Origin of the sequence: Streptomyces sp. NPDC002057, assembly GCF_040296665.1 — a bacterium.
Classification (GTDB): Bacteria; Actinomycetota; Actinomycetes; order Streptomycetales; family Streptomycetaceae; genus Streptomyces.
In genome coordinates, this window is the sequence record NZ_JBEOXR010000062.1 from 41,045 (window position 1) to 51,687 (window position 10,643).

At 72.6% G+C, this 10,643-nt stretch carries 9 protein-coding genes and 1 pseudogene; 8 read left to right on the forward strand and 2 right to left on the reverse strand.

Annotated elements, in window-relative coordinates:
* Positions 1-4 precede the first annotated feature (4 nt).
* From ABT129_RS33115 to ABT129_RS33140, 6 genes are all read left to right on the forward strand, one after another.
* Positions 5-1,021, forward strand: coding sequence for an agmatine deiminase family protein (locus ABT129_RS33115; RefSeq protein WP_351909036.1), 1,017 nt, complete (start codon positions 5-7; stop codon positions 1,019-1,021).
* A gap of 43 nt (positions 1,022-1,064) precedes the next feature.
* Entirely contained in the window at positions 1,065-1,502 is a 438-nt protein-coding gene (locus tag ABT129_RS33120; RefSeq protein WP_351909038.1) for a hypothetical protein, read from the forward strand.
* A 69-nt stretch (positions 1,503-1,571) separates the two neighbouring features.
* A complete protein-coding gene (locus ABT129_RS33125; RefSeq protein ID WP_351909054.1) occupies positions 1,572-2,132 on the forward strand; it encodes a TetR/AcrR family transcriptional regulator in 561 nt (186 codons plus the stop codon).
* A gap of 109 nt (positions 2,133-2,241) precedes the next feature.
* A complete protein-coding gene (locus ABT129_RS33130; RefSeq protein WP_351909040.1) occupies positions 2,242-3,570 on the forward strand; it encodes an MFS transporter in 1,329 nt (442 codons plus the stop codon).
* 282 nt (positions 3,571-3,852) lie between these two features.
* A complete protein-coding gene (gene cimA, locus ABT129_RS33135; RefSeq protein WP_351909042.1) occupies positions 3,853-5,469 on the forward strand; it encodes a citramalate synthase in 1,617 nt (538 codons plus the stop codon).
* A 42-nt stretch (positions 5,470-5,511) separates the two neighbouring features.
* On the forward strand, positions 5,512-6,867 hold the full coding sequence (locus tag ABT129_RS33140; protein ID WP_351909044.1) for a hypothetical protein: 1,356 nt from the start codon (positions 5,512-5,514) through the stop codon (positions 6,865-6,867).
* Between the two features lie 38 nt (positions 6,868-6,905).
* Here ABT129_RS33140 and dnaN read toward each other — a convergent pair whose 3' ends face one another.
* Positions 6,906-8,009, reverse strand: a complete 1,104-nt coding sequence (gene dnaN, locus ABT129_RS33145; protein ID WP_351909046.1) for a DNA polymerase III subunit beta — start codon at positions 8,007-8,009, stop codon at positions 6,906-6,908.
* Between the two features lie 131 nt (positions 8,010-8,140).
* On the opposite strand from dnaN, the gene ABT129_RS33150 reads away from it, so the two are divergent.
* Positions 8,141-9,304, forward strand: coding sequence for a serine hydrolase domain-containing protein (locus tag ABT129_RS33150; RefSeq protein WP_351909048.1), 1,164 nt, complete (start codon positions 8,141-8,143; stop codon positions 9,302-9,304).
* A 94-nt stretch (positions 9,305-9,398) separates the two neighbouring features.
* On the opposite strand, the gene ABT129_RS33155 is transcribed toward ABT129_RS33150, so the two are convergent.
* Positions 9,399-10,007, reverse strand: a complete 609-nt coding sequence (locus tag ABT129_RS33155) for a YceI family protein (RefSeq protein WP_351909050.1) — start codon at positions 10,005-10,007, stop codon at positions 9,399-9,401.
* Between the two features lie 407 nt (positions 10,008-10,414).
* Here ABT129_RS33155 and ABT129_RS33160 point away from each other — a divergent pair.
* Positions 10,415-10,643 (forward strand): annotated as a pseudogene (locus ABT129_RS33160) (hypothetical protein); the annotation flags it as partial.

Below are 10,643 nucleotides of genomic sequence, written 5' to 3' on the forward strand. Positions count from 1 at the left end.
CCCGATGACCTACCGCATGCCCGCCGAGTGGATGCCGCACGAGCGCACCTGGATGGCCTGGCCCAGCCCCAACCCCACCTTCACCGACGGGGAGGAGCTCGCCGCCGCCCGCGCGGCCTGGGCGTCCGTGGCCCGCGCCGTCCGCCGGTTCGAGCCGGTGACGCTGGTGGTCGCCCCCGGCGACGCCGAGTCGGCGCGCGCCCTCGTCGGCGAGGACGTCGACCTCGTCGAGCGCGACCTCGACGACGCCTGGATGCGGGACATCGGCCCGACCTTCGTCACCGACGGCACCGAACTGGCCGCCGTCGACTGGGTGTTCAACGGCTGGGGAGCCCAGGACTGGGCCCGCTGGGAGCACGACTCCACGATCGCCCGCCATGTCGCGGACCTCGCCGGAGTCCGCGTGCGGTCCTCGCCCCTCGTCAACGAGGGCGGCGCGATCCACGTCGACGGCGAGGGCACGGTCCTGCTGACCGACACCGTCCAGCTCGGCCCCGGCCGCAACCCCGAGTGGACCCGCGAGCAGGTCGAGCACGAGATCCACGCCAGGCTCGGCACCACGAAGGCGATCTGGCTCCCCCACGGCCTCGCCGGCGACTACGGCCTCTACGGCACCCAGGGCCACGTCGACATCGTCGCCGCCTTCGCCCGCCCCGGCACGGTCCTCGTCCACAGCCAGCAGGACCCGGCCCACCCCGACTACGAGCGCTCGAAGACGTACGTGAGCCTCCTGCGCGGGCAGACCGACGCCCAGGGCCGCCCGCTGGAGGTCGTCGAGATCCCGGCCCCGACCGTCCTGAAGGACGAGGAGGGGGAGTGGGTCGACTACTCGTACATCAACCACTACCTCTGCAACGACGGCGTGGTCCTCTGCGCCTTCGACGACCCCCACGACGAACTCGCCGCCGAGATCTTCCGCCGCCTCTTCCCCGAGCGCGAGGTCGTCCTGGTCGACGCGCGGCAGATCTTCGCGGCCGGCGGCGGCATCCACTGCATCACCCAGCAGCAGCCGAGGGTCTGAAACCGGTTGGCGACGGCCGCGGGCTCCGTGACAGCCTGCGGCCATGCCGACACCGCACCCCGGTGGTGACTACGTGATCACCACGATGTACTCCGTGCCCGACGACGCCTGGTACCTGGAGCTGGACGAGTCGTCCCGGAACCGGACCCTGGTGACGGCGATCGTGCCCGACGAGGACCCGGCGCGGCAGCCGGTCCTCTGCTACGACCCGGTCAGCGGGCACGCGGAGGTCCCGTACCCCGTCATGCGCTGGTTCATGGACCACGTGGACGCCGAGGTCCGCAGCGGGCGGGCCTGGATGGAGCTGCGCCCCGAGCTCGTCGCGGTGATCCACCGGCTGCGCCAGGAGTACCTCGGGGTCATCGGCGACGACGACGTCCCCCCGGTCCTGGCCGAGGTGCGCGCCGAGGTGCCCGAGGAGGATCTGGCCGCCGTCATGGAGGCCGCCTTCGGACGCGGGCCCGACGGGGCCATCCTGTAGAACATACGGGTGAGTCAGAGCAGCAACCCGCCCCGCCGCCGCAACCAGGCCGCCCCTCCCCGTGAGGAGCTGCTCGCCGCCGCCATGGACACCATCGCCGAGCGCGGGCTCGACGGCCTCACCATGGCCGGGCTCGGCCGGCAGGTCGGGATGAGCAGCGGGCACCTGCTCTACTACTTCCGCACCAAGGACGAGCTGCTGCTCCAGACCCTGGAGTGGAGCGAGGGACGGCTCGGCGCCGAGCGGAGCGCCCTGCTGTCCCGGCCCGGGACCGCGCGCGAGCGGCTCGACGGCTATGTCGACGTGTACGTGCCCGACGGGCCCCGCGACCCGCACTGGACCCTGTGGCTGGAGGTCTGGAACCGCTCGCAGAACGCCGACGACGACGCCCGCGCCCGGCAGGCCGCCATCGAGGGGGCCTGGCACCGGGACCTGGTCGCGATCCTCGCCGAGGGGGTCTCGCGGGGCGAGTTCCGGGCGGTCGACCCCGACCGGTCCGCCACCCGGATGCGGGCCCTCCTGGACGGTTTCAGCGTGCACGTCGCCGTCGGGATCCCCGGCACCGGACGGCAACAAGTCCTCTCCCACGTGCGGGAGTTCATCGAGCAGGACCTGCTGTCGCGACCCTGACGGCAGCGGCCCGCACCCGGCGTCACGACCGCAACGCACGTAAGTACACCCGATCGTTGCGGCCTGCACCCTTGTTGCCCGTACATGATCTCCGGCACGGTTCCTGCCCATGGGACGAGAGCACTGGAAGAAGATCTGGGTCGGTTCCGCGGGCAACATGGTCGAGTGGTTCGACTGGTTCGTCTACGCGAGCTTCGCCACCTACTTCGCGGGGGCGTTCTTCCCCGAGGGCAACGACACCGCCAAACTCATGAACACCGCCGGCATCTTCGCCGTCGGCTTCTTCATGCGGCCCGTCGGCGGCTGGCTCCTCGGCCGGGTCGGCGACCGCAAGGGGCGCAAGGCCGCCCTCACCCTCACCGTCACCCTGATGTCGGCCTCCGCGCTCCTCATCGCCGTCGCGCCCACCTACGCCGTCGCCGGATACGGCGGCGCCGCCGTCCTCCTGGTCGCCCGCCTCCTCCAGGGGCTCTCCGTCGGCGGCGAGTACGCGGCCAGCGCCACCTACCTCACCGAGGCCTCCGCGCCGCAGCACCGCGGCTTCGCCTCCAGCTTCCAGTACGTCTCCATGACCGCGGGCCAGGTCCTCGGCCTCGGCCTGCTGCTCGTCCTCCAGCACACCCTGAGCGACGAGGCCCTGCACAGCTGGGGCTGGCGCGTCCCGTTCGTCATCGGCGCCCTCGGCGCGGCCGTCGTCTTCTACCTGCGCCGCACCATGCTGGAGACCGAGGTGTACGAGGAGTCCGCCGACGCCGGGGTGGCGAGCGACCAGAAGGGCACCCTCACGGCCCTGTGGGCGCACCGCCGCGAGGCCTTCCTCGTCGTCGCGCTCACCATGGGCGGGACCGTGGCGTACTACACGTACACCACCTACCTGACCAAGTACCTCGCCAACTCCGCCGGACTGCCCAAGCAGACCGCGACGCTCGTCTCCTTCTGCGCCCTCATCGTCTTCGCCTGCCTCCAGCCGCTGGCCGGCCTGCTCTCCGACCGCGTCGGCCGCCGCCCGCTCCTCATCACCTTCGCGGTCGGCTCCACCCTCCTCACCGTGCCGATCATGACGATGCTGAAGCACGCGGGCTCCTTCTGGCCCGCGCTCGGGCTCTCGCTCCTGGCGCTCGTCGTCATCACCGGCTACACCTCCATCAACGCCTGCGTGAAGGCCGAGCTCTTCCCCACCGGCATCCGCGCCCTCGGGGTCGCCCTGCCGTACGCCGTCGCCAACGCCCTCTTCGGCGGCACCGCCGAGTACGTCGCCCTGTGGTTCAAGGACGCCGGCATCGAGTCGGGCTTCTTCTGGTACGTGGCGGGCTGCGCGGCCGTCTCCCTGGTCGTCTACCTCACGATGCGGGAGACCCGCGACATCGATCTGGGCCGGGTCGGGACGGACGGCCCCGCCGTGCCCGGACGGAAGCGGGACCGGCTGCCCGTATCGTGAGACCGGCGTCCCGCCGGGCCTTCTCCTGTGTCAGACTTCCGGCGTGCTTGCTACCACGATGATTATCGGCAGCGGCGCGCCGGTCCGCAGTGGCCACTGAATCGCGGCACGACCCCCGCGGCAGTGGACACCGTGCCCCAGACCCGCGCGCAGACCTCTCGCACCCGCGAGGGGTTTTTTCGTTTTCCGGCCCCACCCCCGCCGGAAACGGACGACGCGTGAGAATGGGGGCAAGTGGATCCAGACCTTCCGGAGCCACATCCGACAGGAGCCATCACAGTCATGACCACGGAGAACGCCGAAGGCTCGCGCCTCGACGACAGCTTCCATGTCTTCGACACGACGCTGCGCGACGGGGCGCAGCGTGAAGGCATCAACCTCACCGTCGCGGACAAGCTGACCATCGCCCGACACCTCGACGACTTCGGCGTGGGCTTCATCGAGGGCGGCTGGCCCGGCGCCAACCCGCGCGACACGGAGTTCTTCGCCCGCGCCCGGCAGGAGATCGCGTTCAAGAACGCGCAGCTCGTCGCCTTCGGCGCGACCCGCAGGGCCGGCGGCAACGCGGCCGAGGACCCGCAGGTCAAGGCACTCCTGGACTCCGGCGCCCCGGTCATCACCCTGGTCGCCAAGTCGCACGACCGGCACGTCGAGCTCGCCCTGCGCACCACCCTCGACGAGAACCTGGAGATGGTCCGCGACACCGTCTCCCACCTGACCTCCCAGGGCCGCCGGGTCTTCGTCGACTGCGAGCACTTCTTCGACGGCTACAAGGCCAACCCCGACTACGCCAAGGCCGTGGTCCGGGCCGCGCACGAGGCCGGCGCCGACGTCGTCGTCCTCTGCGACACCAACGGCGGCATGCTCCCCGCCCAGGTCCAGGCCGTCGTCGCCACGGTCCTCGCCGACACCGGCGCCCGCCTCGGCATCCACGCCCAGGACGACACCGGCTGCGCCGTCGCCAACACCCTCGCCGCCGTCGACGCGGGCGCCACCCACGTCCAGTGCACCGCCAACGGCTACGGCGAGCGGGTCGGCAACTCCAACCTCTTCCCCGTCGTCGCCGCCCTGGAGCTCAAGTACGGCAAGCGGGTGCTGCCCGAGGGCGCCCTCGCCGAGATGACCCGGATCTCGCACGCCATCGCCGAGGTCGTCAACCTCACGCCCTCCACCCACCAGCCGTACGTCGGTGTCTCCGCCTTCGCCCACAAGGCCGGACTCCACGCCTCCGCGATCAAGGTCGACCCCGACCTCTACCAGCACATCGACCCCGAGCTGGTCGGCAACACCATGCGGATGCTCGTCTCCGACATGGCCGGCCGCGCCTCCATCGAGCTCAAGGGCAAGGAGCTCGGCGTCGACCTCGGCGACGACCGCGCCCTCGTCGCCCGCGTCGTCGAGCGGGTCAAGGAGCGCGAGCTCCAGGGCTACACGTACGAGGCCGCCGACGCCTCCTTCGAGCTGCTGCTCCGCGAGGAGGCCGAGGGCCGGGCCCGCCGCTACTTCCGTACGGAGTCCTGGCGCGCGATCGTCGAGGACCGCCCCGACGGCACCCACGCCAACGAGGCCACGGTGAAGCTCTGGGCCAAGGGCGAGCGGATCGTCGCCACCGCCGAGGGCAACGGCCCGGTCAACGCCCTCGACCGTGCGATGCGGCTGGCCCTGGAGCGGATCTACCCCCAGCTCGCCAAGTTCGAGCTGGTCGACTACAAGGTCCGCATCCTGGAAGGCCGCCACGGCACCGAGTCCACGACCCGCGTCCTGATCACCACCAGCGACGGCAACGGCGAGTGGTCGACGGTCGGCGTCGGCGAGAACGTCATCGCCGCCTCCTGGCAGGCCCTGGAGGACGCCTTCACGTACGGAGTGCTGCGGGCCGGGATCGACCCCGCAGAATAGTCCTCTATGTCTAGTTCGGCCTGGTTCGGGTAGCGTCGAACCATGAGGACCAGGCCGCTTTGCCTCCTGTCGGCCCTCGGCGGGCCGATACTGCTGCTGCTCCTGGTCCTGGTCCCCTCCGCGGGCGCCAGGGCCACGGGGATACCCGACGTGGCCGCCGCCCTGAAACAGGGCCCGGTCTACGTCGACCCGGGCGCCGCCGCCCAGCTCTCCCGGGCCGACGCGGACGCCCTCGCCCAGAAGATCAAGGACGCCGACAAGCCGCTCTTCGTGGCCGTCCTGCCCGCGAACGCGGCGTTCCCGCCGGAGACGGTCTTCCAGAACCTGCGCACCCAGACCGGCGTCACCGGCCTCTACGCGATCCGGCTCGGCGACGGCTTCGACGCCAAGGCCGACGCCTCCGTCATCTCCCCGCGGGCCGTGGACAACCTCGTCACCTCCGTACGCCAGCCCGGCGTGGACGCGGCCACCGAACTCAACAACTTCGTCGACCAGGCCCTGCCCACCCTGCGCGGCTCCGCCCCCGCGAGCTGGGGCTCCGTCGGTGACGACCCCGGCGTCCCCGTCGCCGGACTCGTGACCCTCGGCGCCGTCGTCGCCGCCGGAGGCGCGGGCGCCTACGCGGTCGTCCGCCGCAACCGGCTCCGCAAGGAGGCCGAGGAGCGCGCCGCCCTCGACAAGCTCCGGGTCGTCGTCGACGAGGACATCACCGCCTTCGGCGAGGAACTCGAACGCCTCGACTTCCACCCGGGGGAGCCCGGCGCCGACGACGCCATGCGCGGCGACTACGAGAGCGCCCTCGACTCCTACGACAGGGCCAAGTCCCTCATGGCCTCCGCCGCCCACCCCCACGACGTCCGCGCGGTCACCGAGGCACTGGACGACGGCCGCTTCGCGCTGGCGGCCCTCGCCGCCCGCCGCGAGTCCCGCCCGCTTCCCGAGCGCCGCGCCCCCTGCTTCTTCGACCCGCGCCACGGCCTCTCCACCGAGGACCGCACCTGGACCCCGGCCGGCGGCGCCGCCCGCCAGGTCCCGGTCTGCGCCGCCGACGCGGCCCGCCTCGACAGCGGCCTCGACCCGATGGCCCGCATGGTCGACGCGGACGGCGTCCGCCGCCCCTACTGGGAGGCGGGCCCCGCCTACGGCCCCTGGGCGGGCGGCTACTTCGGCGGCGGCCTGCTCCCCGGTCTGCTGGCCGGCACCCTGCTCGGCTCGATGCTCGCCACCCCGGCCTACGCCTCCGAGTACGGCGGCGGTGACTTCGGCGGCGGCGACGTCTCCGGCGGCGACTTCGACTCCGGCGACTTCGGAGGCGGTGACTTCGGCGGCGGTGGCGGCTTCGGAGGAGGCGACGGCGGAGGCTTCGGGGGCGGCGACTTCGGCGGGGGCGGGTTCTAGCCGGCCACCCCGTCCTCCCGCCCTCCCCCCTGTCTCCCTCAGTCCAGCGGCTTCACCGACATCAGCAGGTGGCGGTGGGCGGCCCGGGGACCGTCCGTGAGAAGGGCCCGCTGACCGGGGCCCAGCAGGTGGAAGTGGACCTCGGGGGTGTCCAGGGTGGCGAGGGCGTCCAGCAGATACCCCGGGTTGAAGGCGACCGTCAGGGTGTCCGGGCCCGCGAGGGTGGCCGGGAGGTGCTGGGAGGCCACGTCGTCCTCGTACCCCGCCCGCAGGTGGATCGCGGTGCGGGTGAAGGTCAGCCGGACCGGACTGTCGCCCTCGGCGACGACCGCGACCCGCTTCACGGCCTCGGTCAGCGCGGCCCGGCCGGTGGCCGCGAGGGCGTGGTCGCCGAGGGCGAAGAGCTTGTCGTGGCGGGGGAGACGCCCGTCGAGCAGCCGGGTGGTGGTGCGCAGGCCGCCGCTCTCGAAACCGATCGAACCGGAGTCGAGGGCGAGCCGGGCCGGGCCGGTGCCCGCGAGGGAGCGGGCGATCTCGGTGAGGCGCCGGGCCGGGACGACCACGTCGGCGGCCTCGTCCGGGGCATCCGCCCCCGGCTTCCACTCCAGGGTGCGGACGGCGTAGCGGTAGCGGTCGGTGGCCGCCAGCGTCATCGTCGTACCGTCCAGGGCGAGTCGTATCCCGGTCAGGACCGGCAGCGAGTCGTCCCGTCCGGCCGCCACCGCCACCTGGCCGACCGCCGTGGCGAAGGCGTCCCCGTCCACCTCGCCGCGGAGCTCGGGCAGCGCGGGCGGGGCCGGATGGTCCTCCAGCGGCAGCAGGGACAGACCGAAGCGGGCGTCGCCCGAGGTCACCGAGAGCCGGGCGCCCTCCACCGCCAGCTCCGTGACGCCCCGGGGAAGCACCTTGCAGATGTCGAGCAGGCGCCTGCCCAGGACCAGGGCCCGGCCCTCGACACCCGTGTCCGCCTCGACCTCGACCCGGGCCGAGGCCTCGTGGTCGAGGCCGGAGACCCGCAGCCGGCCGTCCGCGGCCTCCAGTAGCAGGCCGCCGAGGACGGGCATGGGGGAGCGGGCCGGCAGGACGCGGGCGGCCCAGGCCACGGCATCGGTCAACACGCCGCTGTCGATACGGAATTCCATGCCCCCGACGCTAGACGCCGCCACTGACAACGCCGCCGGCCGGATCGCACCCGGGCGCGCGGGAAGGGAATCGCGTCCCCTACCGTTCGAGTCTGTGAACGAGCCGACGACCTCGCAGGGGGAGCAGCGCGATGAGTGACGTCCAGGGCCGTGTCCACGGCACGGTGGAGCCCGGATTCGAGTCCGTACGCGAGGAGTTCGCCACCGTCGCGGCGCGGGAGGCGCGCGACGGCGGGGCCCAGCTCGCCGTCCACCACCACGGCCGCCTGGTCGTCGACCTCTGGGGCGGCGACGGGGTCGACGGGGACTCGCTCCTCGGCCTCTACTCCTCCTCCAAGGGCGCCATGGCCCTGGTCGCCGCCCTCCTCGTCCAGGACGGCGTCCTCGACCTGGACCGTGAAGTCGCCTCCTGGTGGCCCGAGTTCGCCGCCGAGGGCAAGGAGAGGCTGACCCTGCGCCAGCTGCTCTCCCACCGCTCCGGCGTCATCGGCGCCGACGGCGGCCTCAGCCCCGAGGAGCTCGCCGACGACCGCGCGATCGCCGCCCGCCTCGCCGGGCAGCGCCCCTTCTGGGAGCCGGACACCGGCCACGGCTACCACGGCCTCGTGATCGGCGCCCTCGTCGGCGAGGTGGTCCTGCGGGCCACCGGCCGGACGATCCGGGACCTGTACGAGGAGCGGGTCCGTGCCCCGTACGCGCTCGACTACTACCTGGGCCTCCCCGAAGAGCTGGAGCCCCGCTTCCGTCCCGCCCTGCCGATGCTGCCCACCCCCGCCGAGCAGGAGTTCCTCACGGAGAACCCCTTCGCCCCCGACAGCCTCGCGGCCATCGCGTTCAACCTCCACGCCGACCCGCCCTTCGACATGGTCGGGTACGCCAACTCCCGGGCCGTCCGTGCGCAGGCGCCGGTCTCCGGGGGCGGCATCGGCACCGCGCGCGGCCTCTCGCGGATGTACGCGGCGATCGCGGGCGAGCTCGACGGGCGCGCCCCGCTGCTGCGTCCGGACATCCTGGCCGAGGTGTCCCGGGTCCACTCCGCCGGCACTGACCTGGTGACGGGCAGCGACAACGCCTTCGGCCTCGGCTTCGTCCCCCTGGCCACCCGCTACCCGGAGCTCGGCCCCACCGCCGTCGGTCACAGCGGCGCCCCCGGCTCCCAGGCCTTCGCCGACCGGTCGACCGGCCTCGCCTACAGCTACGCCCGCCGTCGCTTCGCCTTCCTCGGCGGCCCGGGCGCCCCCGAGAACGGCCGTCTGATCGCGGCGGTGGTCGCGGCCGCCGGGAAGCTGGGCTGACCGCGGTCCGGGGAACGCCGAGCGCCCGCCTTCCGCTGCTGCGGAGGGCGGGCGCGCTCGTGTGTCAGGGGTGGAACCGGGGGAGGGACCCGGCTCAGGCGGCGCTCTTGATCGCGGAGATGTCGAAGTTCAGCTTGACCTTGTCGCTGACCATCACGCCGCCCGTCTCCAGGGCCGCGTTCCAGGTCAGGCCCCAGGCGGAGCGCAGGATCTCGGCGGAGCCCTCGAAGCCGACGCGCTCGTTGCCGTAGACGTCGGTCGCGGCGCCGTTGAACTCCAGGTCGATGGAGAGCGGCTTGGTGACGTCCTTGATGGTCAGGTCGCCGGTGATCCGGTACGTGTCGCCGCCCAGCTGCTCGGCCCGCGTGGAGCGGAAGGTCATCAGCGGGAACTGCTCGGCGTCGAAGAAGTCGCCGCTGCGCAGGTGGCCGTCGCGGTCGGCGATGCCCGTGTCGATGGAGGCGATCCGGACCTCGATGGAGGCGGCGGAGGCGGCCGGGTTCGAGCCGTCGAGGGTCAGCGCGCCCTCGTGCTCGGCGAAGGTGCCGCGCACGTTGGTGACCATGGCGTGGCGGACGGTGAAGCCGATGCTGCTGTGGGCCGGGTCGATGGTGTAGTCGCCGGTCAGGGCGGCCAGGGCCGGGTCCACGGGGCGGGTGGCGGTGGCGACGGCGGACTCGTTCTTGCGGTTGAAGAGACCCATGACTTGCTCCTTGATCGGGACGTTGGTTGTCGGCACTTGTTGAACCTTCAACGAGAATGACTGTAGCTCCATTCCGTTCAACATTCAACATCTCCGGAGGATGTTCACCCGGACGGACGAGGAATCGGGTGAGGCCCCCTATCGGACGCGCGTAGAACTGCGGCACCATCTCCCTGCGCCACCGGATTCACCGGCTCCACTCGCGCCACCGGCACCCCATGGGCCGGAGCCGCGGCACGCGCCACCGGCACCCCCGGGCCACGCGCCACCAGCACCAGGCGCACCGCCGTCCCCACCGGCACCACCTGCACCGCAGTCCCCACCGGAATCACCAGCCCCACCGGCACCACCGGCACCACCTGCACCGCCGTCCCCACCCCTCACGGTCCCCAGCAGGAGGCACTCCGATGAAGCTCCGCTCCGTCCTGACCGCCCTGGCCCTCGTCCTCGGCGCGTTCCTCGCGCCCGGCGTCGGCGTCCTCACCGCCGCCGGCGAGGCTCACGCGGTCACCAAGATCAGCCACTCCACCGCCACCGCGCGGTTCCAGTCGTCCGGGATCACCTGGTCCTCGTCCGGTGGCTGCTCCAACCGCAACAACCCCACGTGCACCTCCTTCGACCAGCTCAACCTCGCCA

What these genes read in the sequence shown, in the direction of transcription:
- ABT129_RS33120 (WP_351909038.1), top strand. Translation starts at nt 1,065, where the DNA reads ATGCCGACACCGCACCCCGGTGGTGACTACGTGATCACCACGATGTAC.
- ABT129_RS33115 (WP_351909036.1), top strand. Translation starts at nt 5, where the DNA reads ATGACCTACCGCATGCCCGCCGAGTGGATGCCGCACGAGCGCACCTGG.
- ABT129_RS33130 (WP_351909040.1), top strand. Translation starts at nt 2,242, where the DNA reads ATGGGACGAGAGCACTGGAAGAAGATCTGGGTCGGTTCCGCGGGCAAC.
- dnaN (WP_351909046.1), bottom strand. Translation starts at nt 8,009, where the DNA reads ATGGAATTCCGTATCGACAGCGGCGTGTTGACCGATGCCGTGGCCTGG.
- ABT129_RS33150 (WP_351909048.1), top strand. Translation starts at nt 8,141, where the DNA reads ATGAGTGACGTCCAGGGCCGTGTCCACGGCACGGTGGAGCCCGGATTC.
- ABT129_RS33155 (WP_351909050.1), bottom strand. Translation starts at nt 10,007, where the DNA reads ATGGGTCTCTTCAACCGCAAGAACGAGTCCGCCGTCGCCACCGCCACC.
- cimA (WP_351909042.1), top strand. Translation starts at nt 3,853, where the DNA reads ATGACCACGGAGAACGCCGAAGGCTCGCGCCTCGACGACAGCTTCCAT.
- ABT129_RS33140 (WP_351909044.1), top strand. Translation starts at nt 5,512, where the DNA reads ATGAGGACCAGGCCGCTTTGCCTCCTGTCGGCCCTCGGCGGGCCGATA.